The organism is Sutterella megalosphaeroides, from assembly GCF_003609995.1.
Lineage (GTDB): Bacteria > Pseudomonadota > Gammaproteobacteria > Burkholderiales > Burkholderiaceae_F > Sutterella > Sutterella megalosphaeroides.
The window spans coordinates 222132-246652 of sequence record NZ_AP018786.1; the positions used below are offsets into that span (position 1 = coordinate 222132).

General features: G+C 61.6%; 26 protein-coding genes. 20 read left to right on the forward strand and 6 right to left on the reverse strand.

Annotated elements, in window-relative coordinates; translation table 11 throughout:
- Positions 1-2: 2 nt before the first annotated feature.
- The 4 genes from S6FBBBH3_RS01025 to dnaA form a co-directional block, all read right to left on the reverse strand.
- The gene (locus tag S6FBBBH3_RS01025) at positions 3-929 is read right to left on the reverse strand and encodes a 5'-nucleotidase (RefSeq protein WP_120175965.1); all 927 of its coding nucleotides are present in this window, start codon (positions 927-929) and stop codon (positions 3-5) included.
- Positions 930-996: 67 nt separating this feature from the next.
- Positions 997-3537 carry a DNA gyrase subunit B gene (locus S6FBBBH3_RS01030; RefSeq protein ID WP_120175966.1) on the reverse strand — a complete coding sequence of 847 codons (2541 nt, stop codon included), beginning with the start codon at positions 3535-3537 and terminating at the stop codon, positions 997-999.
- 110 nt (positions 3538-3647) lie between these two features.
- Positions 3648-4775, reverse strand: coding sequence for a DNA polymerase III subunit beta (gene dnaN / locus S6FBBBH3_RS01035; protein ID WP_120175967.1), 1128 nt, complete (start codon positions 4773-4775; stop codon positions 3648-3650).
- A gap of 21 nt (positions 4776-4796) precedes the next feature.
- Entirely contained in the window at positions 4797-6161 is a 1365-nt protein-coding gene (gene dnaA, locus S6FBBBH3_RS01040) for a chromosomal replication initiator protein DnaA (RefSeq protein ID WP_120175968.1), read from the reverse strand.
- A gap of 521 nt (positions 6162-6682) precedes the next feature.
- On the opposite strand from dnaA, the gene rpmH reads away from it, so the two are divergent.
- The 4 genes from rpmH to yidC are packed head-to-tail and all read left to right on the forward strand — an operon-like array spanning position 6683 to position 9326.
- Entirely contained in the window at positions 6683-6823 is a 141-nt protein-coding gene (rpmH, locus tag S6FBBBH3_RS01045; RefSeq protein ID WP_040763118.1) for a 50S ribosomal protein L34, read from the forward strand.
- Positions 6824-6873: 50 nt separating this feature from the next.
- The gene (locus S6FBBBH3_RS01050) at positions 6874-7320 is read left to right on the forward strand and encodes a ribonuclease P protein component (RefSeq protein ID WP_120175969.1); all 447 of its coding nucleotides are present in this window, start codon (positions 6874-6876) and stop codon (positions 7318-7320) included.
- On the forward strand, positions 7314-7622 hold the full coding sequence (gene yidD / locus S6FBBBH3_RS01055; RefSeq protein WP_120175971.1) for a membrane protein insertion efficiency factor YidD: 309 nt from the start codon (positions 7314-7316) through the stop codon (positions 7620-7622). The genes S6FBBBH3_RS01050 and yidD overlap by 7 nt, the downstream gene beginning before the upstream one ends.
- A gap of 15 nt (positions 7623-7637) precedes the next feature.
- Positions 7638-9326: a membrane protein insertase YidC gene (yidC, locus tag S6FBBBH3_RS01060; RefSeq protein ID WP_120175972.1), complete on the forward strand. Its 1689-nt coding sequence runs from the start codon at positions 7638-7640 to the stop codon at positions 9324-9326.
- A 91-nt stretch (positions 9327-9417) separates the two neighbouring features.
- Here yidC and S6FBBBH3_RS01065 read toward each other — a convergent pair whose 3' ends face one another.
- Positions 9418-9726, reverse strand: a complete 309-nt coding sequence (locus tag S6FBBBH3_RS01065; RefSeq protein ID WP_120175974.1) for a hypothetical protein — start codon at positions 9724-9726, stop codon at positions 9418-9420.
- Positions 9727-9817: 91 nt separating this feature from the next.
- Here S6FBBBH3_RS01065 and mnmE point away from each other — a divergent pair, with 91 nt between their 5' ends.
- The 16 genes from mnmE (at position 9818) to S6FBBBH3_RS01145 (ending at position 24173) form a co-directional block, all read left to right on the forward strand.
- Entirely contained in the window at positions 9818-11185 is a 1368-nt protein-coding gene (gene mnmE / locus S6FBBBH3_RS01070) for a tRNA uridine-5-carboxymethylaminomethyl(34) synthesis GTPase MnmE (RefSeq protein ID WP_120175975.1), read from the forward strand.
- An 82-nt stretch (positions 11186-11267) separates the two neighbouring features.
- Positions 11268-13202 carry a tRNA uridine-5-carboxymethylaminomethyl(34) synthesis enzyme MnmG gene (mnmG, locus tag S6FBBBH3_RS01075; RefSeq protein WP_120175976.1) on the forward strand — a complete coding sequence of 645 codons (1935 nt, stop codon included), beginning with the start codon at positions 11268-11270 and terminating at the stop codon, positions 13200-13202.
- Positions 13199-13846: a 16S rRNA (guanine(527)-N(7))-methyltransferase RsmG gene (gene rsmG, locus S6FBBBH3_RS01080; RefSeq protein WP_120175978.1), complete on the forward strand. Its 648-nt coding sequence runs from the start codon at positions 13199-13201 to the stop codon at positions 13844-13846. Before mnmG ends, rsmG begins: the two co-directional genes overlap by 4 nt.
- 45 nt (positions 13847-13891) lie before the next feature.
- The gene (locus tag S6FBBBH3_RS01085) at positions 13892-14548 is read left to right on the forward strand and encodes a MarC family protein (RefSeq protein ID WP_120175979.1); all 657 of its coding nucleotides are present in this window, start codon (positions 13892-13894) and stop codon (positions 14546-14548) included.
- 110 nt (positions 14549-14658) lie between these two features.
- Positions 14659-15435 carry a ParA family protein gene (locus tag S6FBBBH3_RS01090; RefSeq protein ID WP_120175981.1) on the forward strand — a complete coding sequence of 259 codons (777 nt, stop codon included), beginning with the start codon at positions 14659-14661 and terminating at the stop codon, positions 15433-15435.
- Between the two features lie 19 nt (positions 15436-15454).
- A complete protein-coding gene (locus tag S6FBBBH3_RS01095; protein WP_120175982.1) occupies positions 15455-16330 on the forward strand; it encodes a ParB/RepB/Spo0J family partition protein in 876 nt (291 codons plus the stop codon).
- Positions 16331-16499: 169 nt separating this feature from the next.
- The gene (locus S6FBBBH3_RS01100; protein WP_120175983.1) at positions 16500-16862 is read left to right on the forward strand and encodes an ATP synthase subunit I; all 363 of its coding nucleotides are present in this window, start codon (positions 16500-16502) and stop codon (positions 16860-16862) included.
- 12 nt (positions 16863-16874) lie between these two features.
- Positions 16875-17699: a F0F1 ATP synthase subunit A gene (gene atpB, locus S6FBBBH3_RS01105; RefSeq protein WP_120175985.1), complete on the forward strand. Its 825-nt coding sequence runs from the start codon at positions 16875-16877 to the stop codon at positions 17697-17699.
- Between the two features lie 64 nt (positions 17700-17763).
- Positions 17764-18006, forward strand: a complete 243-nt coding sequence (gene atpE, locus S6FBBBH3_RS01110) for a F0F1 ATP synthase subunit C (RefSeq protein ID WP_120175986.1) — start codon at positions 17764-17766, stop codon at positions 18004-18006.
- Positions 18007-18103: 97 nt separating this feature from the next.
- Entirely contained in the window at positions 18104-18574 is a 471-nt protein-coding gene (locus S6FBBBH3_RS01115) for a F0F1 ATP synthase subunit B (protein WP_120175988.1), read from the forward strand.
- A 2-nt stretch (positions 18575-18576) separates the two neighbouring features.
- A complete protein-coding gene (locus S6FBBBH3_RS01120; protein WP_120175989.1) occupies positions 18577-19125 on the forward strand; it encodes a F0F1 ATP synthase subunit delta in 549 nt (182 codons plus the stop codon).
- A gap of 18 nt (positions 19126-19143) precedes the next feature.
- Positions 19144-20685 (forward strand): F0F1 ATP synthase subunit alpha, encoded by a 1542-nt coding sequence (gene atpA / locus S6FBBBH3_RS01125; RefSeq protein ID WP_120175991.1) that lies wholly within the window; start codon positions 19144-19146, stop codon positions 20683-20685.
- A gap of 30 nt (positions 20686-20715) precedes the next feature.
- Positions 20716-21597, forward strand: a complete 882-nt coding sequence (atpG, locus tag S6FBBBH3_RS01130) for a F0F1 ATP synthase subunit gamma (protein ID WP_120175992.1) — start codon at positions 20716-20718, stop codon at positions 21595-21597.
- A gap of 32 nt (positions 21598-21629) precedes the next feature.
- Complete coding sequence (gene atpD, locus S6FBBBH3_RS01135) at positions 21630-23033, forward strand: F0F1 ATP synthase subunit beta (protein WP_120175993.1); 1404 nt, start codon at positions 21630-21632, stop codon at positions 23031-23033.
- Between the two features lie 62 nt (positions 23034-23095).
- On the forward strand, positions 23096-23512 hold the full coding sequence (locus S6FBBBH3_RS01140; protein ID WP_120175994.1) for a F0F1 ATP synthase subunit epsilon: 417 nt from the start codon (positions 23096-23098) through the stop codon (positions 23510-23512).
- A gap of 256 nt (positions 23513-23768) precedes the next feature.
- The gene (locus S6FBBBH3_RS01145) at positions 23769-24173 is read left to right on the forward strand and encodes a universal stress protein (protein ID WP_120175996.1); all 405 of its coding nucleotides are present in this window, start codon (positions 23769-23771) and stop codon (positions 24171-24173) included.
- A 5-nt stretch (positions 24174-24178) separates the two neighbouring features.
- Here the strand turns inward: S6FBBBH3_RS01145 and S6FBBBH3_RS01150 are convergent, their stop codons facing one another.
- The gene (locus tag S6FBBBH3_RS01150) at positions 24179-24514 is read right to left on the reverse strand and encodes a DUF167 domain-containing protein (protein WP_120177772.1); all 336 of its coding nucleotides are present in this window, start codon (positions 24512-24514) and stop codon (positions 24179-24181) included.
- Positions 24515-24521 lie beyond the last annotated feature (7 nt).

A 24521-nucleotide genomic window follows, 5' to 3' on the forward strand; every position in this document is an offset into this window, starting at 1 on the left:
TCTCAGGCGTTGTGCACGCCGAAGGGAATGAGCACGCTCGGGATGAGGGACTGAGCCTGCTCGAGATTCCGAAGTTGATCGTCGAAAAAGAGATGCGGGCGGATGGCTTCGAGAATGGGGGTCTTGTCGAGGCCGTCGAGCAAAAAGAGCTCCGCCGCGCTCATGCCGAAACTTTTGAGCGTCGTGATGAGGCGCTCTTCGCAGGAGGCGCCGCGCGAGGTCACGATGGAGATGCGGATGGCGGGCTTGTAGTACGGGTCGTTCTGACCGTGCAGCTCGTAGTCGAGCCGCTGGAAGTTGGAAAGCTTCTCGAAGAGTCCGCGCAACGGCCCCGGCCCGTGGGGCGTCTGGGCTTTTTCATTCTCCAATTGGTGAAAGCCCGAGAGCCCTTCCGACTGGTAGCGTCGTTCGGATTCGTCGTCCGCAATCACGCCGTCGAAGTCGAAGGCGATCCGAAGCGTCGGGTCGTCGTCCTCTTCGGGAACGTGTGCGGGGAGCACCAGGCCGCCCGGGTAACCGGCGCGCACGGCGAGCTTCACGCTATCGGGATTGGCCGAGAGGAAAAGCGAAATTTTGAAGGCCCGCAGGTAGGGGAAGGTGGACTGCCCCGACGTGAAGGCTCCGGCATGAATCGGCAGATCGTAGTGCCGGCAGGAGTGAAAGAAGCGACAGGCGGTTTCCGGAGAGTTGCGCGAAAGGGCGACGACGCGAAAGGGCGTTTGCTCCGGGAAAAGGCTGTTGAGCGCAAGGAGGCGCTTGACGAACGGGAAGGCGACGCCCGGTTCGAGCGGGACGTCTTTGTTTTTGATCTGGTGATCGCGAAACGCCGCGTATCCCCCCTCTTCGAAGAGCCGATGCTCCTCTTCCAGGTTGAAGAGCGCTCGGGACGAGATGGCGACGACGAGATCGGAGTCGCTGATTTTCTTCATGATGCGGGCGGAAAAGGGGAGAAGTGAGAAACGGGGCGGCCCGTCGGAACGGGCCGCCCTTCGATCGTCAGGCGTCGATGTTGCTTGCAAAGAGCGCGTTGGTTTCGATGAACTCGCGGCGGGGCTCGACGATGTCCCCCATCAGCATGGAGAACACCGCGTCCGCGTTGGCGGCGTCTTCGATGCGCACGCGCAGCATGCGTCGAACCTTGGGATCCATCGTCGTGTCGCGCAGCTGTTCGGGGTTCATTTCACCGAGCCCTTTGTAGCGCTGACGGATGATGCCCTTTTCCGCCTGGCGGATGAGCCAGTTGACGGCCTCGGCGAAGTTCTTCACCGGGGTGCGCGCGTCGCCGCGTTCGACGACCGCACCGTCGCCGATGACGCCCTGGAGCATGTGGGCGCTTTCGGAGAGCTTCTTGTAGTCGGCCGAGAGCGTGAATTCCGGGAAGACCGTGGTCGTCTTGGTGTTGCCGTGACGCAGACGACGGATCTTCAGCTGGTGCTTCTCGCTTTCTTCGTCGTAGTAGGGCTCGACCTTCACGTTCGGATCGCGCAGCTGAGCGGTGAGGTTGCGAGCGCTTTCCTCGGCGGTGAAGCTGTTTTCGAGGTTGATGTCCGCGCCGGCGGCAATGGCGAGCAGAACGCCGCGGTCGATGGCACCGCCCAAACGGGCGATGACGTCGCTTGCCTGGAGGTATTCGTCCACCAGAGCCTCAAGCGCGGTGCCGCGCACGGCCGCCCCCTGCTTGACGTCCTCGCCCGTACGGTAGAGGGCCGCGTCCTGCAGAGCGAGGCGCTTCAGGTAGTTGCTCATTTCTTCCTCGTCCTTGAGGAAGACGCCCGTCTTGTCGCGCGCGTTCTTCTGCACCTTGTAGAGAGGCGGCTGCGCGATGTAGACGTAGCCGTTCTCGATCAGCTCGGGCATCTGACGGTAAAAGAGCGTCAGCAAGAGCGTGCGGATGTGCGCGCCGTCGACGTCCGCGTCGGTCATGATGATGATGCGGTGGTAGCGCAGCTTGGAGATGTCGAAGTTCTTGCCGATGTTGGTGCCGAGCGCGAGCGTCAGCATGCGGATCTGCTCGGAGTCGAGGAGCTTGTCCTGCGCGGCCTTCTCCACGTTGAGCACTTTGCCTCGCAGGGGCAGAATCGCCTGGTACTGCGAGTTGCGCCCCTTCTTGGCCGAGCCGCCGGCCGAGTCCCCTTCCACCAGGAAGAGTTCGGAGAGGGCCGGATTCTTTTCACGGCAGTCGGCGAGCTTGCCGGGCAGGCCCCCGCCCGAGAAGGTCTTGCGGGTCATGTCGCGCGCTTTGCGGGCGGCCTCGCGGGCGCGCGCGGCGGCGACGATCTTCTCGCAGATCATCTTGGCGTCGTTCGGATTCTGCTCGAGGAAGAGCTCGAGTTCGCGGGAGACCACGTCTTCGACCGCGGGTCGAACTTCGCTCGAGACGAGCTTGTCCTTGGTCTGCGAGCTGAATTTCGGCTGCGGAACCTTGACGGACAGCACGCACGTCAGACCTTCGCGCATGTCGTCGCCTTCCGGATCGACCTTCGCTTTCTTGGCGAGTTCGTTCTGGGCGATGTAGTTCTTGAGGACGCGCGTCATCGCGGCGCGCAGGCCCGTGACGTGCGTGCCCCCGTCGCGCTGCGGGATGTTGTTCGTGTAGGCGGACAACACTTCGTTGTAGCCGTCCTGCCACTGCATGGCGATTTCGACTTCGATCGGAACGCCGTTGACGTCCACCGTTTCGCGCGCGTGGAAGATCTTCGGATGGAGAACCGTGCGGCTCTTATTCTTGAATTCGACGTACGCGACGAGCCCCTTGTCGGTCTGCAGGTGCGATTCGTGCGCCGTGCGCAGATCCTTGAGGTCGATCGCCACGCCCGAATTGAGGAACGAGAGCTCGCGCAGACGCGAGAGCAGCGTGTCGTAGTTGAACTGCGTCACCTGCTCGAAAATCTTCAAGTCGGGCAGGAAGTGCACTTCGGTGCCGCGACGGCTCGTCGGGCCGAGCAGCTTCATGGGCGAAATTTCAACCTCGAGCCCCGTATTCGGATCGCGGGCGCGTTCGACGATGCGGTTTTTGACCTTGCCGCGTTCGAATTCGATGAGGCGCGCTTCGCCGTCGCGGCGCACCACGAGGCGCAGCCACGTCGACAGGGCGTTCACGCACGAGACGCCGACGCCGTGAAGGCCGCCCGAAATCTTGTAGCCGTTGTTGTCGAACTTGCCGCCGGCGTGCAACTCGGTCAGCGCGATTTCCGCGGCGCTTCGCTTGGGTTCGTGCTTGTCGTCCCACTTGATTGCCGAGGGAATGCCGCGACCGTCGTCGACCACGGAGATCGAGTTGTCGGTGTGGATCGTGACCTCGATCTTCGTGGCGTAACCGGCCAGGGCTTCGTCGATCGAATTGTCGACGACTTCGTAGACCAGGTGGTGCAACCCGGAACCGTCGGCGGTGTCGCCGATGTACATGCCGGGGCGCTTGCGTACGGCTTCGAGGCCTTCAAGAATCTGAATGCTCGATTCGTTGTAGCTCTGGTCGCCCGAACGCGTGTCCATCGGCTCGTCCTTGATTTCGGCGGGCTGCTGTTCCGTTTCAGTCATCAATGTCTCCTCGAACCGCTTTCAAAAGCGGTGTGGTCCGAGACGCTTCGGTCGTCGGACCCGAACCGCGCGCCCTCGCTCGAAGGGGAGGGCGCGCGAAAGGGGGTGGGTTAGATGCGCATCGGCATCACGACGTAGCGGAAGCTCATCGTGTCGGGCATCGTCAGAAGCACGCTCTTCGACGTGGGCGCGAAGTGGAAGCAGACGTCGGTCGTCTTCAGCACGGAAAGCACGTCGAGGAGGTAGAGAATGTTGAAGCCGAGGTCGAGGTTGTCCCACTTCCAGTCGATCGGGATGTCCTGCGTGGCTTCTTCCTGTTCGTTGTTGTTGCCCTGAATCTGCAGAAGGCCGCGGCTCAGCATCCAGCGCACGCCGTGGAACTTCTCCGTCATCATGATGTGCACGCGGCGCAGAGCCGTGGCGAGCGATTCGCGGTTGATGTTCACCGGGCAGGGGTTGGTGTCGGGCGTCGGGAGTACGCGTTCGTAGTCCGGGAACTTCCCTTCGATCAGCTTCGACATGAATTCGACGTCGCCGAACGAGAAGAGCACCTGCAAGTCCGCACCCTTGACGGAGACGGGCGAATCGTCCTCGGGAAGAATGCGCAGCAGTTCGCGCACCGTCTTGCGGGGAAGAATCATCTCGAGGCGGCCGTCGGCGCCGAGATCGGCCGTCTCGTCGTTCAGCTGCGCTTCGCAGTAGGCGAGACGGTGCGTGTCGGTCGCCACGCAACGCACGGCCTGCGGGTCGACAATGAGAAGGACGCCGTTCAGGTAGTAACGCACGTCCTTGCCGGCCATGGCAAAGGCGGTCATCGTGAGGATGTGACGCAGCGTCTTCGCGCCCACCGTAAAGTGGACCTGCCACTGTTCTTCGGGAATCTTCGGGAAGTCCGTCGCCGGGAGCGTCTGGAGCTGGAAGACGCCGTTCGAGGTCGAGACGCGCAGCATCGGATCCTCGAAATCGATTTCCAGGGACTGATTGTTGGCCATCGTGCCGAGAATGTCCGAAATCTTCTGGGCGTTCACGGTGTAGGTGCTCGATTCGCCCTCGACGCCCACGGCGGCGTGCGTGCGGATCTGGATGTCCTGGTCGGTGGTGACGAAAACGACTTCACGCCCGTTCTGCTCGAAGAGGATGTTGCCGAGGACGGGAACGTTGGTGTTTCGTTCGACGATCCCGCTGACGGTTTTGATCGGCTTGAGAAGGTCTTCGCAGTTGCAAATGATGTTCTTCATGATGGTTCTGAGTCTGAAAAATTAACCGCGGATCATCTGCTCGAGAACGTGAAGCTCGTGGTTGAGCTCGGCGTTGCTCAGACGTTCCTGCGAAATCTTGCGGACGGCATGCATTACCGTCGTGTGGTCCCGGCCCCCGAAGTTTTCTCCGATCTCGGGCAGGCTGTGTTGAGTGAGCTCCTTCGTGAGGTACATGGCGATTTGGCGCGGATGCGCGATGTTGGCCGGACGACGCTTGGAGTGCATGTCGGCCACCTTGATCTTGTAGTAGTCGGCCACCGTCTTCTGGATGTTCTCGATCGTGATGAGGTTGTTGACCACGGTGAACTGATCCCGAAGCACGCGCTTGGCCACGTCGATCGTGATTTCGCGATGCGCGGCGGGCTGGAACTGCTGGTAGGCGACCACCTGCTGCAGAGCGCCTTCGAGTTCGCGCACGTTCGACTTCAGGCGCTTGGCGATGAAGGCCGCCACTTCGTCGGGAAGATCCACCCCCATGGCTTTCGCCTTGTTGAGAAGGATCGCCGTGCGCATTTCGAATTCGGGCGGCTCGATCGCGACGGAAAGCCCCTGGGAGAGTCGCGAAATGAGACGCGGCTCGATGTCCTTGAGGCCGCGCGTATAGGTGTCCGACGTGATCACGAGTTGCTTGTTGTGCGGCACGAGCGCTTCGAAGGCGCGGAAGAACTGCCCCTGGGAGCCTTTGGCGCCCGAGAGCGACTGCACGTCGTCGATGAGGAGCAGGTCGAGGTTGCTGTAGCGCTCGTCGAAGCGCTGAAGGCTGGTGTGCCCCTTGGTGCTCGATTCGCGAACGGCCGTCGTGTACTCGTTGATGAATTCCTGCGCGGAAACGCAGCGAACGCGGGCCCGCGGATGCAGATCGAGGTACCGGTGACCGATCGCCTGCATGAGGTGGGTCTTGCCGAGACCCACGCCGCCGTAGATGTAGAGCGGGTTGTACTGGCTGCCGGCCGTGGCCGCGACGTGTTCGGCGGCGGCGACAGCCAGCTGATTGGCGTTGCCGTTCACGTAGTTCTCGAACGTCAGTCCCGGGAGCAGCCCCGTTTCTTCGCGACGCTGCTGGTCGCCCGGCGAGGCGGCCGGAGCGACGGGCTCCGGCGCGCGCACGGGCTGGTGCTGCGCGGGCACGAGCGTGATCGTCACGGGACGATTCTGATTGGCAATCGTCGCCATCGACTCGATCGTCTTCAGAAACTGGGCGCGGATCGTCGGAACCTTGACGGCGGGGGCCTCGAGCGTGAGCGACGAGTTCTCGGGATCCCAGGCAACGGGAGTGAGCACGGCGAACCAGGTGGAATAGATGCTCGGCGTGTGTTTCACGAACTTTTGCAGTTCGGCAAGGCACGCTGTCCAGAATTCGTTCATAGGTGCTTTCAGTTTCAGTAAGAGGCGCGCGGGCGCCCGTGACCGTAAAACGGCCGAGGCCCGAAAAAGGGTCCCGGCAGCGAACCATTCATTATGACTTATCCACAGATGCCTTGGCGTCTGCCAACGGGTGACAAGTCGCTTGACGGTGTCTCAAACACGTGCATTCTAGTGCGAGCGGCCGTTCGAGTCCGTGGGTCGGAGGCCTCGGAGAGAGGGCCGTCGCAGCGTGTCGCGCCGGTCGGGAGCAACATTTTTTCCGGAATTCGTTTGACAGGGTCGCTCCGAATGATGTGTAATATCGGACTTTTCGTGGTTCTCGGCTATCGGTTCGACCGGTAAGCCGCCTCCGGTGCGATCAATGCTTCCGGATGCCGCCGGGGCCGCACGAAGTATTTCATTCCGGATCAGTTCGCCCTTTGCTGAGTGGGAGCACCATCAGAAGAACCAGTCCGGCATTTGTCGTCTCTTTGTTCGGGGAGCACTCCCCGGCAAGTGCATTCCTCAACTAAGGATTCATCATGGCTACCAAACGTACCTATCAGCCTTCCAAGGTCAAGCGTGCCCGTACGCACGGCTTCCTGGTTCGCAGCCGCACCAAGGGCGGCCGTCGCGTTCTCGCCCGTCGTCGCGCCAAGGGCCGTCACGTTCTCGCCCTCTAAGCGAACGCCGACGCTCCCTCCACGGCAGGATCGCCGTGTCTCAGCGCACTGTGGCAAAAGCCAATTCGTTCCCCCGGAGTCTTCGTCTGATACGGACGGCAGACTACGGGGTACTCGTGCATGCGCGAGGCGAAAACGTCATTCGCGTTTCTTCCCGGTTCTTCTCGGCCACGGTCATGAAGCAACCGGACCGTCCGGGGTCGCTCCGATTCGGCATCACGGTCGGCAAGCGGAATTCGCCGCGCTCCGTGGACCGCGCGCTCGTAAAGCGCGTTTTGCGGGAGTCGGCTCGTCATGAAGCGGGAGAGATTCTCGCCCGCATGAACGAGACCGAGGGTCTGGACGTTTCGCTGCGCCTCAAGACGCCGCTCGTCGAAGCGGGCGGTCGGGAGGCGGTGCGCGCGCTCAAACTGACGTTGCGCGCCGACGCCGACGCACTTCTTCGACGACTCGTCGCGCGCCTTGCCGAACGCACGAAGGGCGCTCCGACATGTTGAGTTTGTCGGGACTTGCGGTACGGGCCGTCCGGCTCTATCAGCTGTGTCTCTCGCCCTGGGTCGGGAGGGAGTGCAGGTATCTGCCGACCTGCTCGGCCTATTCCATCGAGTCCTTTGAAAAGCACGGCTTTCTCAAAGGGCTTTACCTGACGGTGATGCGTCTTCTGCGGTGTCATCCGTTGGGCGGACGGGGGTACGACTCCGTGCCGGAAAAATTTCGCTGGCGTTGCTGGTGCGACGCGTGCGAATCGGACGACGAAAATCGGGATCGTCCCGGTCTTTTCACCTCACAAACCAAGTAAAGCAGAGCCTCTCCTATGGGAAAAGAATTTCAGCGCGCCCTCTTGTGGGTGATCCTCTTTACTTCGCTTTTCCTCCTTTGGGACAACTATCAGGTCTACAAGGGCGGTCATTCCTTCTTCCACACGGAAGAAGCCGCGACGCAGACGACGGATGCGGCTTCGAGCGTGCCCGTTGCGGCTCCGAACGCTTCGTCGGTCGTGACGGAAGCGCAGGCTGAGAAGGTGTCCGACCCCGTCGTGGTGAAGACCGATCGTCTGCAGGTGACGTTCGACCTCGTCGGCGCGCGCATCGTGCGCACCGAAATGACGCAGATTCCCCGTCAGGCCGACTGGAAGGAAGTGGGTCTTGCGGGTCTCGTTCTCGGCCGCAAGCCTTCCGAAAACCTCGGCAACGTCGTCCTCTTCGAAACGACGCCCAACCGCACGTACCTCGCCCAGACCGGGCTCGTGGGCGGCGCCTACCCGAATCATCAGGACGCGTTCAAGCTCGTGAGCAAGGACACGGACCTCGGCGACAAGGACACGCTCGACGTCGTGTTCGAAGCCGAAAAGGGCGGCGTGAAGGTCACGAAGACCTTTACGTTCACGCGCGGCAACTACGGCATCGCCGTGAAGACGGACGTTCAGAACACGGGTTCGACCCCGGTGACGCCGTCGGTCTACTACCAGATCACCCGCGACGGCGGCAAGCCCGAAGGCGAAAGCTCGATGTACTCGACCTTCACCGGCCCGGCCGTCTATACGGACGAAGAAAACTTCCAGAAGCTCTCCTTCGAGGATGTGGCCGACAAGAGCGCTTCCTTCGAAACGAAGACCGACAACGGTTGGATTGCCATGATCCAGCACCACTTCGTGAGTGCCTGGGTTCCGACGCAGGGCGAATCGCGCGAAAACTACGCCCGCGAAGTCGGCAAGGGGCTTTACGCCGTCGGCACGCTCATTCCGATGAAGGAAATCGCTCCGGGCGCCACCGCCTCCGATACGGCGATGCTCTACAGCGGTCCTCAGGCTCAGGAACGCCTCGAAAAGCTCGCTCCGGGGCTTGAACTCGTGGTCGACTACGGGTGGCTCACGTTCCTCGCGAAGCCCATCTACTGGCTCCTTTCGTTCCTCTACGGCATCGTCGGGAACTGGGGTTGGTCGATCGTGCTCCTTACCTGCATCGTGAAGGCGATCCTCTACCCGATTTCGGCCGCCGGCTACCGCTCGATGGCCCGCATGAAGGAAGTCACGCCCCGCATGAAGGCTCTCCAGGAGAAGTACAAGGACGACAAGCAGCGCCTCAACCAGGCGATGATGGAGCTCTACCGCACGGAGAAGATCAACCCCGTGGGCGGGTGCCTCCCGATCATGCTTCAGATCCCGGTCTTCCTCGCGCTCTACTGGGTGCTTCAGGGCTCGGTCGAACTGCGCGGCGCCGACTGGATGCTCTGGGTTCAGGACTTGGCGATGCCCGACCCCTGGTTCGTGCTGCCGACCCTGATGGCCGTCACGATGTTCCTGCAGATCTTCCTCAACCCGAAGCCCACGGATCCGACGCAGGCCCGCATCATGTACATCATGCCGGTCGTGTTCTCGGTCATGTTCTTCGTGTTTGCGGCCGGTCTGGTGCTCTACTGGCTCACGAACAACGTGCTCTCGATCCTGCAGCAGTGGTGGATCAATAAGACCATCGCCGCCGAGCGTGCCGCTCGCATGAAGTAAGGTCGACGGCCCTTTCCGTTCGACGAAAAAAACCGAGACGCCGCCCGCGCGGTCGACTCGGTTTTTTTCTTTTCCGCTTCGGCAAAGCGCGTCAGTCGCGACGCTTCCCGAAGACGAGCAGCAGGGGCCAGAGCCACACGGAGGCAAACCACAGAAGGACGCGCCCCGGGGTCGGGAGCTTTCGCTCCTTTTTGTACGTGCGCACGAAAATCAGGATCGAGCCCGTGACGACCCAAAGCAAAAGCAGACCGTACACGGCGGCGCGCACCTCGTAGGTGTCGCCGAAAAAGGATGCCGTATAGGCCGCAACCGGCACGGAAAGCACCACGGCAAGACAAACGCCCGTCAGGGCCGGACCGAAAAAACCGCCCTCATCGGGCTTTCGGGGTCGAATCGACATTGCTGGAAAGAATCAGTGGGTGTTGAAGGCCTCTCACGTTAACATGAGGTGGAGCCGCACTGTCGGCGTCATCCGAGGAGGAAGTTTCAGAATGTCAGCAAGCGACAAGGATCCGATCGTTGCCGTCGCTACCGCCGCGGGACGCGGCGGCGTCGGTATCGTTCGTCTTTCGTTTTCGAAAGACTTCGATGCGGACGTCCTGGAAGCGCTCTTTCCCGGGCGCTCGTTCACGCCCCGGCACGCGCACCTCTACCCGGTGCTCGACGCCTCGGGGGAACTCCTCGACGAGGCGATCGTGCTCTACTTCCCCGGGCCCTCGAGTTACACGGGCGAAAGCGTTCTCGAAATTCAGGCCCACGGCGGTCCGGTACTCCTTCGCATGATCGTGCGCACGGTTTTGGAGAAGTGCCGGCATTTACATTTCCGTCTGGCCGAACCGGGCGAATTCACGAAGCGCGCCTTCCTCAACGGCCGCATGGACCTGGCGCAGGCCGAGGCCGTGAGCGACCTGATCGACGCCGTGAGCGAGTCGGCCGCACACGCGGCCGTGCGCAGTCTCTCGGGCGACTTTTCGGACCGCGTGCGCGACGTGGGCCTGCAGATCGACGAGCTGCGCGCCTTCGTGGAGGCCGCGCTCGACTTTCCCGAAGAGGAAACGGACTTTTTGGCCGAAGGGCACATTCTCGAGCGCACCCGCGCGGCGGCCGACGCCCTGAAGGGCGTGCTGGAAAACGCCGTGCAGGGGCGAGTCCTTCGCGACGGGATTTCCGTCACCCTCGTCGGCAGTCCCAACGTCGGTAAGTCGAGCCTTTTGAACGCACTCGCGGGCGAAGAGGTGGCGATCGTGACGGACGTTGCGGGCACGACCCGCGACCGGATCGAACACTGGGTGACGGTGCGCGGCGTTCCCATCCGCATCGTCGACACGGCGGGTTTGCGCCGTACCGACGACATCGTCGAATCGAAGGGGATCGAGCGCACGCTCGAGGCGGCCTCGCGCGCCGACGTCGTGCTGCACCTCGTCGACGCCTCGGGCGGCATCGTCGACGAACCCGAAGTGCTCGAATTGGTCATGCGCCACGTGCGTCCGCGCACGCCCCTCATCACGGTCGCCAACAAGGCCGATGCGGGTTGCAAGGTCGTGCCCGAAGGGGCCGTGTTGATTTCCGCCAAGACCCGCGACGGTCTCGAAGCGCTGCGCGAAGCGTTGCTCGCCGCCGCGGGCGTCGCGTCGACGACGGACGGCCTCTTCATGGCGCGGGAGCGCCACCTCGAGGCGCTTCGCGCCGCGCTCGAACACGTCGAATGCGCGCTGCGGGTGGCGCACGAGGGCGCGATGATGGACCTCTTTGCCGAGGAGCTTCGTTTGGCCGGTCAGGCGCTCGGGAGCATCCTCGGGGAAACGACGCCCGACGATCTGCTCGGGATGATTTTCAGCAAGTTCTGCATCGGCAAATGACGTATGCTTTCGGTCTTGCTTTTCGGGCCGCAAGCTTGCGGGCGCTGGGCCTTTCGCGGACCGAACCAACGAACGAATTCTTATGATTTTTCCTGAAACTTTTGACGTCATCGTGGTCGGCAGCGGCCATGCCGGGGCCGAAGCCGCTCTGGCCGCGGCGCGCATGGGACGCCGCACGCTGCTCGTCACGCACAATCTCGATACGATCGGGCAGCTCTCCTGCAATCCGTCGATCGGCGGCATCGGCAAGGGCCACCTCGTCAAAGAAGTGGACGCGCTCGGCGGCGCGATGGGGCAGGTGACGGACGAGTCGGGCATCCAGTTCCGCATCCTCAACAGCTCCAAGGGACCCGCCGTGCGCGCGACGCGCGCGCAGATCGACCGTCAGATCTACCGCAGGGCGATGCGCGAGCGCGTCGAAGCGCAGAAGAACCTGTGGCTCTTCCAGCAGGCGGTGGACGATCTCATCGTCGAAAACGGCCGCGTCGGCGGGGTCGTGACGCAGACGGGCGTGCGCTTTCTCGCGCCCGCCGTCGTTCTGACGGCGGGGACCTTCTTGAACGGTCTCGTGCACATCGGTCTCGAACACTACCCGGCCGGTCGCGTGGGGGATCCCGCGAGCATTCGCCTCGCCGAACGCCTCAAAGAGCTCGGCCTCCCGCAGGCGCGCCTCAAGACGGGGACGCCTCCGCGCATCGACGGCCGAACGATCGACTTTTCGAAGACCGAAGAGCAGTGGGGCGACCTCGATCCCGTGCCGAGCTTCTCGCTGGCGGAGCCCCGTGCGGAGCACCCGCGGCAGATGCCCTGCTGGGTGACGCACACGTGCCGGGAAATGCACGAACTCATCCTGGAAAATCTGGATCGCTCGCCCATGTACACGGGCGTCATTCAGGGGATCGGCCCCCGCTACTGCCCCTCGATCGAAGACAAGGTGAAGCGCTTTGCCGGCAAGGACAGCCACCAGGTGTTCCTTGAGCCCGAAGGGCTGACCGTGAACGAGTTTTACCCGAACGGCGTCTCGACGAGCTTGCCCTTCGACGTGCAGATTCGCATGGTGCGCATGCTCCCGGGCTTGGAGCACGCCCATCTGCTGCGTCCGGGCTACGCCATCGAATACGATTTCTACGATCCGCGCGAACTGAAGCGCAGCTTCGAAACGAAGCTCATCCCGGGGCTTTTCTTCGCCGGTCAGATCAACGGGACGACGGGCTACGAAGAGGCCGCCGCTCAGGGTCTTCTGGCAGGCGTCAATGCGGCGCTTTACGTCACGGGCGACGCCGCCTGGACGCCGCGTCGCGACGAAGCGTACCTCGGCGTCATGGTCGACGACCTGACGACGAAGGGCGTGACGGAGCCCTACCGCATGTTCACGAGCCGCGCCGAATACCGTTTGAGCCTGCGCGAAGACAACGCCGACGTGCGTCTCACGGAAACGGGACGCCGTCTGGGCTTGGTCGACGACGCGCGCTGGGACTACTTCTGCCGCAAGCAGGAGGCGGTCGCGCGCCTTTCCGAAACGCTCAAGAGCACCTGGGTGAATCCGAAGATGTTCGCGCCGGGCGAAGCCGAACGCGTGCTCGGGACCTCCATGGAGCGCGAATATACGCTGCGCAACCTGCTGGCGCGCCCCGACGTGTCGATGCGCGAACTCGGCACGCTCACGAAGGCGAGCGGCGAACTCGCGCTCGACCTCGCGGGCTATACCGAAGAGGAAATGGAGCAGGCGGAAATCGACGTCAAGTACTCGGGCTACATCGAGCGACAGCGCGATGAAATCGCCAAGCAGACGGCCAACGAAACGCTCGCCATTCCCGCGGATCTCGACTACGACGCCGTGTCGGGGCTGTCGTTCGAAGTGCGTCAGAAGCTGAAGGCGGCCCGTCCCGAAACGCTCGGGCAGGCTTCGCGCATCTCGGGCGTTACGCCCGCGGCGGTCACGTTGCTTCTCATCCACTTGAAGCGCCGCGTCTATTACGTGCGCGACAAGGGCACCAACAAGGAAACCCAAGCATGATTGAGATCGATTCGGCCGGTCTGAAGGCCGGCTTGAAGCACCTCGGTCTTGAGGTCGATGACGGCGTGGCGGAGAAGTTCGTCCGCTATGCCGCGCTGCTCGTCCGTTGGAACAAGACCTACAACCTGACGGCCATCTCGAACGCGTCGGACGTGCTGACGCACCACCTTCTCGACTCGGCCGCCCTGGTGCCCGAGTTGAAGCGCCTCTGCCCCGACGCCCGTACGGTGCTCGACGTCGGGAGCGGCGGGGGACTGCCCGCCGTGCCCGTCGCGCTTCTCTGCCCCGAGCTCAAAGTTCTGGCGGTGGATGCGGTCGGCAAGAAGACGGCCTTCATCAACCAGGCGGCGATCGAACTCGGTCTGCCGAACCTGCGGGCGCGCCACACGCGCGTCGAAGCCCTGCGCGGCAAGGCGACCTTCGACGTCGTCACGTCGCGTGCGTTCGCCACGCTCGCCGACTTCACCGACCTCACGCGCGGACTCCTCGCTCCGGGCGGCCGGTGGCTCGCCATGAAGGGCGTCTATCCGCAGGAGGAAATCGACGCGCTCGGCCCTCACGTGAGCGTCGACGAGGTCGTCCGTCTGCGGGTTCTCGGCCTTGAGGCCGAACGGCACGTCGTGCTCATGCATGAGATCGAGTAGTATCGGAATCGTTTGTTCAGGCTCTCCGGATCCCTGGAGTTTCCCATGTTGAGCTCAGCCTTTCTCAGCGCCTTCATCTACACCTTCACGACCCTCGTTCCCGTCATCAACCCGTTCAGCGGCGCGATGTTTTTCTGCACGCTCACGGGCAACCTGACGGACTCGGACCGCGCTTACGTCGCGAACCGCATCTCGATTTACTCGGCGGTGATTTTGGTGGTGTGCCTCTTCTGCGGGCACATGATCCTCGGCTTTTTCGGCATCTCCGTGGGCGTGTTGCGCTGCGCGGGCGGGTGCGTGCTTTTCGCCGCGGGCTGGAACGCCCTGAACGCGCCTTCGCACGACGAGAGCGCGCCTTCGCCGCTGCCGCTTTCGCGCACGCGCCTGAAGTCGATGGCGTTCTACCCCTTCACGCTTCCGCTGACGACGGGGCCGGGCGGCATCGCCGTTTCGGTGGCGCTCGGTACGAGTCTTCCGTACAACTTCGCGAACATCGCGGGGACGATTTTGGCCACGATGGCGACCGTCGTCGTCATCTGGCTCTGCTACCGCTACAGCGACCGCGTGAGTCGTGCGGTGGGGGCGGCCGGTGCGGACGCGCTCGCGCGTATTTTCGCCTTCATCCTGATCTGCCTCGGCGTGTCGATCTTCTGGCAGGGATTCTCCGAACTTTGGCTGGCGCTCAACGCTCCGGCGAACTGATCGGGCGGTGCTCTTCGGTACAATGCTACGCATTGTGCCTCGAGCACCTCGGTGCATCCCATCCGTGGCTCCGTCGCTGAGACGGGGCCGCTCTTTTGCTCTCGGATACTATGGCTCAGGTTTTTTGTATTGCCAACCAGAAGGGCGGCGTGGGCAAGACCACCACGGCCGTCAACCTCTCCGCGGCCCTGGCGCTGAGAGGGCGTCGCGTATTGCTGATCGACCTCGATCCGCAGGGCAACGGCACCATGGGGTGCGGCATCGACAAACGGGAAGTCGACGGGTCGGTCTACGAACTGCTTTTGGGCACGAAGCACTTCAGCGAAGTGGTGCGTCGGGCCGAAACGGGTTTTGACGTTCTGCCGGCCAACCGGGAGCTTTCGGGTGCCGAAGTGGAACTCGTCGGCCTCAAAGAGCGCGACGTGCGGTTGAAAAACGCCCTGGCGCCCGTTCTGGACCAGTACGACTACGTGCTGATCGATTGCCCGCCGAGCCTCTCGATGCTGACGCTCAACGCGCTTTGCGCCGCCGACGGCGTCATCATCCCCATGCAGTGCGAGTATTTCGCGCTCGAAGGGCTGACGGACCTGGTGGGGTCGGTGCGGCGCGTGCACTCCGACAAGAACGCGGGTCTGCGCATCATCTCGATTCTTCGGGTCATGTTCGACCCGCGCATCACGCTGCAGCAGCAGGTGAGCGAGCAGCTCAAGAAGCATTTCGGGGACAAGGTCTTCAACACGATCATTCCCCGCAACGTGCGTCTGGCCGAGGCGCCGAGTTACGGTCAGCCCGGCGTGATCTACGATCGTTCGAGCAAGGGGGCGAAAGCCTACACGGCGTTTGCCGACGAGTTGCTCGAGCGCATGGAACCCAAGACGGGTCGATAACCGAGCCCGGGAGAAACGCATGGCCGCAGTGATCAAAAAAAAGTCGAAGGGGCTCGGACGCGGGCTTGACGCTCTTCTCGGGGACACGCTCGGCGAAGATCTCATCCGCACGGAAGATTCGAACCGCATCGAAGAGGTCGAGCTTTCGAGCCTCGTGCCGGGGAAGTATCAGCCCCGAACCCATATGGACGACGCGTCGCTTGCGGAGTTGGCCGACTCGATCCGGGAAGAGGGCGTGTTGAGCCCGATTCTCGTGCGCCCCGTGGGCGGAGCGCGCTATGAAATCATCGCGGGCGAGCGCCGCTCGCGCGCGGCGCGCTTGGCCGGACTCGAACGGGTTCCGGTCATCATCCGATCCGTCGACGACGAGCACGCGCTTGCCATCGCGCTCATCGAGAACATCCAGCGCGAAAACCTGAACCCCATCGAAGAGGCTCAGGGCATCCAGCGCCTCGTCGAAGAGTTTTCCTTCACCCACGAAGACGCCGCCAAGGCGATCGGCCGTTCGCGCTCGGCGACCACCAACCTCCTGCGCCTTCTGTCGCTTGCCGACGAAGTGAAAGCCATGGTGATGCGCGGGGAGCTGGAAATGGGGCACGCCCGGGCGCTCCTGCCCCTGTGCCCGACCGATCAGGTCACCGCGGCCAAGTGGGTCGCGCAAAAGGGCCTTTCGGTGCGTCAGACCGAAGAGCTCGTCAAGCGCATGCTCAACCCGCCCGCGCAGGAACGGGTGGTGATCAAGACGCGGGACAACGAGCGGCTCGAGGAGTCGCTTGCCGACACGCTCGGCGCCGTGGTGCGTCTGACGGCCAACAAGAAGGGCAAGGGCCGGATCGTGATTGAATTTTCGAACCTCGACCAACTCGAGGGGATCGTACGGAAAATTCAAAAATGATGTTTGATCGTGCCGAATGAAAACGGCACTATGTTAAGATAAACAAATACTTAGTAAAAGCCGCCTCTCCCTCTAAAGTGGTAGAGACGGTCGACTTTCGGCTAGTTGTGAAAGAGTACTTCCGTTTTTACAATCCCCCAAGTTCAAAAACCCCCGTCGTTGCGTAAGTATGTTCGCCATTTCTGATATGATGCGCGTCTCTCTTGCGCAGTACGCACTTGTCGCACTTGTAACAGTTGTTTGCGCGGCTGTTGGAGGAAGCGATGCCGCCCTGTCCGCGCTGATCGCCGGTTTGGCCTACGTGGTTCCTTCGTCACTGTTGGTTCTTTGGCTTGTCCTGCCACGTCGCGTGAAGTCGGTAAAACCTCGGGCATCGGCCGTGCTGGTGGGGGAGTTCGTCAAGATCTTCCTCGTCGTCGCCCTCCTCGGGCTCGCCGTGAAGTATTACGAACAACTGAATTGGCCCGCGGTGATCTTCACGATCGTAGCGGTGGCGAATAGTTACTTCATCGTGCTGTTCAAGAAAAACTAAGGATCGGTACCCATGGAAGGCCCTACCGCTACTGAGTATATTCAACACCACATGACGCACCTGTCTTCCATGAAGCAGGGCGTCATCGTTGACTTTTCCATCCTGAACTACGACACCCTCTTCTTCTCGATTCTGATGATGGTGTGTATGTTCTTCCTCCTGCGTGCGGGTACGAAGCGCGTCACGTCCGGCGTGCCGGGCAAGATGCAGTGCGCCGTCGAAATGCTGGTTGAGTTCGTCAACAACCAGGCCAAGACGATCGTCCACGGCGACCGCACGTTCATCGCCCCCCTCGCTCTCACGGTTTTCTGCTGGGTCACGTTGATGAACGCTATCGACTTGATCCCCGTCGACCTCTTCCCGTGGATGGCCCAGTTCCTCGGTATCCACTACCTCCGCCCGCTGCCCACTGCCGACCTGAACGGCACGCTCGGCATTTCCTTCGGCGTTCTCCTGCTGCTCTTCTACTACGGCATCAAGGTCAAGGGCGCCACCGGGTTCGTGGTTGAACTGTTTACGGCTCCGTTTGGCAAGCATCCCGCTCTTTGGGCCTTCAACTTCCTGTTGAACATCATCGAGTACGCTGCCAAATTCGTGTCGTTGGGGATGCGACTCTTCGGCAACATGTATGCCGGCGAGTTGGTCTTCTTCCTGATCGCCCTGTTGGGTGGTTTTGCTCTTGAGCTCGGCCCTGTCGGGGCTGTTAGCGCTGGGCTTGGGCAAGTCGCCGCCGGTTTGGTTTGGTGGCTTTTCCATGTGCTGATTGTTCTGTTGCAGGCATTCATTTTCATGATGCTGACGCTTGTCTACATCGGTCAGGCTCACAGCAGCCACTAACAGACAATTTCTTGTTTTTCTTTGCTTCACTACTCCCTTTTTTCCGGTTAAGGAGTTTTTCAAAATGACCAACGTCGCTTTCGTTGCTCTTACCTGCGGTCTTATCGTGAGCCTCGGCGCCATCGGCGCCTGCCTCGGCATCGCCATCATGGGTTCGAAGTACCTCGAATCCTGCGCTCGCCAGCCCGAACTCATGGAACCCCTTCAGACGAAGATGTTCCTCCTTGCCGGCCTTATCGACGCGGCCTTCCTTATCGGCGTCGGTATCGCCATGATGTTCGCTTTCGCCAACCCGTTCGTCGGCTAATCGGTAGCCGAGAAGCAAACGTCTTTTCTTTTAATGACGATGTCGGCTGCGCCGCCGCACACCGCGGACGGCGTGGTTGACATAACGGGGTTCGATAATGAACATTAATGCCTCTCTGTTTGTACAGATGGTCGTGTTCTTCCTTGGTGCTTGGGTCACCATGAAGTACATCTGGCCGCCGTTGATCAACGCGATCGAAGAGCGGCAAAAGAAGATTGCCGATGGTCTTGCCGCCGCCAACAAGGGCGAAAAGGCTTTGGCCGTGGCGACGGAACAGGGCAAGGCCATTGAAGCGGAAGCTCGCGGCCGCGCCTCTTCGGTCGTTGCCGACGGTGAAAAGCGTGCTCAGGCGATCGTGGACGAAGCTACGGCCAAGGCTCAGGTCGAGGCCGATCGCATCATTGCCAACGCCCATGCGGAAGCCGCTCAGGTCATGCAGCGCGCCCGCGAAGAACTTCGCAATGAAGTTGCCGTTCTTGCGGTGGCCGGTGCCGAGCAGATTCTGGCTCGTGAAGTCGACAAGACCGCTCACGCCCAGCTGCTTGAACAATTGAAGGCGAAGCTCTGATTATGGCTGAACTTTCGACGATTGCGCGCCCCTACGCCCACGGCCTGATTCAGGCCCTCAAGGATCGTAGTGCCGGCGCTGAAGATATGGCTCGCTGTCTCGAATCGCTCGACGCTCTCGTCGTGACGGTTCAGAATCCGCAGGTGGCCGTTCTGGTTGGCGATCCCAAGCTGACCGATGATCAACTCTTCGACCTGATCGTGGACGTGACGGGCAAGCTTCCCGAGGAAGTCGCCCATCTTCTGCGCGTGGTCGTCGAAAACGGTCGTCTGGAAGCTATGCCGGAGATCGCCCGTCAGTTTCGTGAACTGAAGAATATGTCCGAAGGTGTGGCCGATGCCGTTATCGAAACGGCCTTCGAGCTGAGCGAGACCGAGGTCCAGGATCTGGTCGACTCGCTCGGAAAGAAGTTTCCCGGTGTGAAACTTCATCCGATCGTCGTCGTCAAGCCTGAACTTATCGGCGGCGTCTGCGTCCGCGTCGGAGATCAGGTTCTCGATGCGTCGATCCGTGCCCGTCTCGTTCAGATGAAGACGACGCTCACCGCTTAAAAAATTCGGAGCTGTAAGATGCAACTCAATCCCAGTGAAATCAGCGAACTGCTGAAGAAGCGTATCGAAGGCCTCGGCGTTTCCGCTGATCTTCGCACCCAAGGCACCGTTGTCTCGGTGACCGACGGTATCTGCCGTGTGCACGGTCTCCACGACGTGATGCAGGGCGAAATGTTGGAATTCCCCAACAACACCTACGGCCTCGCGCTCAACCTCGAACGCGACTCCGTGGGCGCCGTTATTCTCGGCAACTACGAACACATTTCCGAAGGCGACACGGTCAAGACGACCGGCCGCATTCTTTCGGTTCCTGTCGGTCGCGAACTGATCGGTCGTGTGGTGAACGCCCTCGGCCAGCCGATCGACGGCAAGGGCCCGATCGAAGCCAAGGAATTCGACGTCGTTGAAAAGGTCGCCCCGGGCGTTATTGACCGTCAGTCGGTTTCCCAGCCTGTTCAGACCGGTCTCAAGTCGATCGACTCGATGGTTCCCGTCGGCCGCGGCCAGCGCGAACTGATCATCGGCGACCGCCAGACGGGTAAGACCGCCGTTGCGATCGACACGATCATCAACCAGAAGGGCAAGGACCTCATCTGCGTTTACGTCGCCATCGGTCAGAAGGCCTCCACGATCGCCAACGTCGTGCGCAAGCTTGAAGAAAGCGGCGCCATGGAATACACGATCGTCGTCGCCGCCACGGCTTCCGAATCGGCCGCCATGCAGTACATCGCTCCGTACGCCGGCGCCACGATGGGCGAATACTTCCGCGACCGCGGTGAAGACTCCCTCATCGTCTACGACGACTTGACCAAGCAGGCTTGGGCTTATCGTCAGATCTCGCTGCTGCTTCGCCGTCCGCCGGGACGTGAAGCCTACCCGGGCGACGTCTTCTACCTCCACAGCCGTCTGCTCGAACGTGCCGCCCGCGTGAATCCGGCTTACGTCGAACGCTTCACGAAGGGTGCCGTCAAGGGCCGTACGGGCTCCATGACCGCTCTGCCGATCATCGAAACGCAGGCCGGCGACGTTACCGCGTTCGTTCCGACCAACGTGATTTCGATTACCGACGGTCAGATCTTCCTTGAAACGGACCTCTTCAACGCCGGTATCCGTCCTGCCATCAACCCCGGCATTTCGGTTTCCCGCGTCGGCGGTGCCGCTCAGACGAAGATCATCAAGAAGCTCGGCGGCGGCGTTCGTCTCGCCCTGGCCCAGTACCGTGAACTCGCGGCCTTCGCCCAGTTCGCCTCGGACCTCGACGACGTGACCCGCAAGCAGCTCGACCGCGGTCGTGTTGTTACCGAACTCATGAAGCAGCCTCAGTACCAGCCGCTCCAGGTTTGGGAAGAAGCGCTCGTTCTTTACGCCGTCAACATGGGTGCCTACGACGACGTGTCCGTGGCCGACGCTCTGCGCGTCGAACGCGGCATGCGCGAATACCTGAAGACGCATCACGCCGACCTCGTCGATACGATCGAGGCCAAGAAGGAACTCACGAAGGAAGTCGAAGCTCAGCTCAAGGCTGCCATCGAAGAGTTCAAGAAGAGCGGCGCTTACTAAGCGCAAATTGATCCTAGAGGACCCAAACCCATGCCCAGTACAAAGGAAATTCGCGGAAAGATCAAGAGCGTGCAAAACACGCGCAAGATCACCAAGGCGATGGAAATGGTTGCGGCCTCGAAGATGCGCAAGGCGCAGGACCGGATGTTTGCCGCGCGTCCGTACGGCGACAAGATTCGAGTGATTTGCTCGCATCTTGCCCGTGCGAACGCCGACTACAAGCATCCGTTCCTCGTCAAGCACGAAGGTGCCAAAAAGGTCGGCCTCATCATGGTGACGACCGACAAGGGGCTTGCCGGTGCTCTCAATACCAACATTCAGCGTCAGGTCCTTCACCGCGTGAAGGAATGGGACGCTGCGGGCATCAAGGTGGATGCCACGGCGATTGGTAACAAGGGCCTCGGCTTCCTCACGCGCCTCAACGTGCCGGTCGTCAGCCGAGTGGTTCAGCTCGGCGACCACCCCAACCTCGATCGTCTGATCGGTGCCATCACGGTGCAGATCCAGGCCTTCATGGAAGGGAAGGTCGACTCCGTGCATCTGGCCTATTCGCGCTTTGTGAACGCCATGAAGCAGGAACCCGTGATCGAGCAGCTTCTGCCGCTCACGGAAAACAGCTTCGCCGGTGTTGAAGAACCCGCGCGCGCCTACTCGTGGGACTATCTCTACGAGCCCGACGCCCAGACCGTGCTCGACGAGCTCCTGAAGCGCTATGTCGAAGGTTTGATTTACCAGGCGGTTGCAGAAAACATGGCCTCCGAACAGAGTGCCCGTATGGTCGCGATGAAGGCGGCTTCCGACAACGCGAAGAAGCTCATCGGCGAACTGCAGCTCGTCTACAACAAGACCCGCCAGGCCGGCATTACGAAGGAAATCACCGAAATCGTCGGTGGTGCCGCCGCGGTGTCTTAAACAGAATAAGTATCGATAACTGAGGAATACCCATGAGTATCGGACAGATCGTTCAGGTTATCGGCGCTGTGGTGGACATTGAGTTCCCCCGCGACGCGATGCCTAAGGTTTACGAAGCTCTCGTCCTCGAAAAGGACGAAAGCAATACCCTGGCCGAAAGTGGCCTGACCTTCGAAGTGCAGCAGCAGCTTGGCGACGGCATTGTCCGTACCATTGCCATGGGCTCTTCGGAAGGTCTCCAGCGCGGCATGAAGGTCAAGAGCACCGGCAGCGGCATCTCCGTGCCCGTCGGTCCCAAGACCCTCGGCCGCATCATGGACGTGCTCGGCCGCCCGATCGACGATTGCGGTGAGATCGGCGCCGAAGAACGTCGCGAAATCCATCGTGAAGCCCCGAAGTTCGACGAACTCTCCCCGTCCGTCGACCTGCTCGAAACCGGCATCAAGGTTATCGACCTGATCTGCCCGTTCGCCAAGGGCGGTAAGGTCGGCCTCTTCGGCGGTGCCGGCGTGGGCAAGACCGTCAACATGATGGAACTCATCAACAACATCGCCAAGCAGTACGGCGGTTACTCCGTGTTTGCCGGCGTGGGCGAACGTACCCGTGAAGGGAACGACTTCTACCACGAAATGGGCGACTCGAAGGTTCTCGACAAGGTCGCGATGGTGTTCGGTCAGATGAACGAACCCCCGGGCAACCGTCTCCGCGTCGCTCTGACCGGTCTGACGATGGCCGAAGCCTTCCGTGACGAAGGCCGTGACATCCTTCTCTTCGTCGACAACATCTACCGCTACACCCTGGCCGGTACGGAAGTGTCCGCTCTGCTCGGTCGTATGCCTTCGGCCGTGGGCTATCAGCCGACCCTCGCCGAAGAAATGGGCAAGCTCCAGGAACGTATTGCTTCCACGAAGACGGGCTCGATCACCTCGATCCAGGCCGTGTACGTCCCTGCCGACGACTTGACGGACCCGTCGCCTGCCACGACCTTCGGTCACCTTGACGCCACGGTCGTTCTTTCGCGTGACATCGCCGCTCTCGGTATCTACCCCGCCGTTGACCCGCTCGACTCGACGTCCCGTCAGGTCGACCCGAACATCATCGGCGAAGAGCACTACACGACGGCCCGTCGCGTTCAGGAAACGCTCCAGCGCTACAAGGAACTCCGCGACATCATCGCGATTCTGGGTATGGACGAACTCGCTCCGGAAGACAAGCTCACGGTTATGCGCGCTCGTAAGATCCAGAACTTCCTCTCGCAGCCGTTCCACGTGGCGGAAGTCTTCACGGGCTCGCCCGGCAAGTACGTTCCCCTCAAGGAAACGATCCGCGGCTTCAAGATGATCGTCAACGGCGAATGCGACGAGCTTCCCGAACAGGCCTTCTACATGGTCGGCACGATTGACGAAGCCTTCGAAAAGGCGAAGAACCTCAAGTAATCGTGAGGCGGACGGGTCCTTAGGGCCCGTCCCTCCACAGCCTGACACACGGAGCAACCCATATGTCTACTATCAAAGTCGACGTCGTTAGCGCCGAAGAAAATATTTTCTCCGGTGACGCCGAACTCGTATCGCTGCCCGGGAAGTCTGGCGAACTTGGGATTCTGCCGGGGCATCTGCCTCTGATCACGCTCATCCGACCCGGCTTCGTTCGGATTCATCTTCCGAACAAGACGGTCGAACAGGTGTTCGTGGCGGGCGGCGTGCTGGAGGTTCAGCCGGACCTGGTGACGGTTCTGGCCGATACCGCCATCCGCAGCAAGGACCTCGACGAGGCCAAGGCCCAACAGGCGCTCGAAGAAGCCCGCGCGGCTCGTCAGACGGCGACCGGCGAACTGGCCATTGCCAAGCTCGAAGCCGAAATGTCGGCCCTTATGGAAGAGCTCAAGGCCATCAAGAAGATTCGCCAGCAGCAGTAATCTTCGGAGAACTGCTGAAGCTTCTGAAAAACGGGATGTTCCTCGGAACAGCCCGTTTTTTTCGCACTCGCGGGGGGCGCCCGGGCCCGAAAGGGAGCGGGCACGGCCCTCTGCTACACTTGAGAAGCCCGGAGGCCGTCCCGTACGGCGCTCCGCTCGAACAAGGCAATCGGGACCGCTCAAGCGCCGGCCCCGTCACCATGCGACGCCCCGTACGATCGGCGCGTCCAAAGAATTCCGCAGAAGGAGGGGAGTCATGAGTGCTGTTAAGGTCCTCGTAACGACGGACGGTTCTAATCTCAGTGACAAAGCCGTGGATACGGCTGTTCGGTTGACGAAGCAGTTCGGAGGCGAGTTGATCGCCGTGACCGCCGTCGTCGCCCCGCCTCCGAGCATCGGTTTCGAAGGCGAGGATCAGGCCGTTCGCGAACGGCTTGCGGCGGTGCATCACAAGGCGACGGAAGCGGGCGTGCCCTGCGAAGTGGTCGCCGAGCATTGTTCGGCCGTCTGGAAGGGCATTCTCGAGTGCGCCGCCCGCCACAACGTCGATTACATCGTTATGGCCAGTCGCGGTCTGGGTTCGATCGGCTCGCTCCTCTTGGGCAGCGAGACGCAGAAGGTCCTCCATCAGGCCGATCGTCCGGTGCTCGTGGTCCGCTGAGTTTCTTACTCGGCCTTGAGAGCGGCGAGAAGCGCGTCGACGGAAACGCCGACGACTTCGAGCCGCTTTTCTCTGCTTTTTTCACCCGCAGCCAGACGCACGGACGATTTCGAAACGCCGAGTCGTTCCGCCAGAAATCCGCACAGAGCGGCATTGGCCTTCCCGTCGACGGGAGGCGCGTTGAGCGCGATCTTGAGTCGGTCGCCGTGCTCGCCCTTCACGGCGCTTTTCTTGGCGCCGGGTTGCGCATGGACGGCGACGAGACAGGCGCCGTTTTTCCCAAGGCTCAGCCAGGACGGCAGCGTGTTGTCGGAAGGGGCCGGTCTGCGGGATGTCGTCATTTTTTCT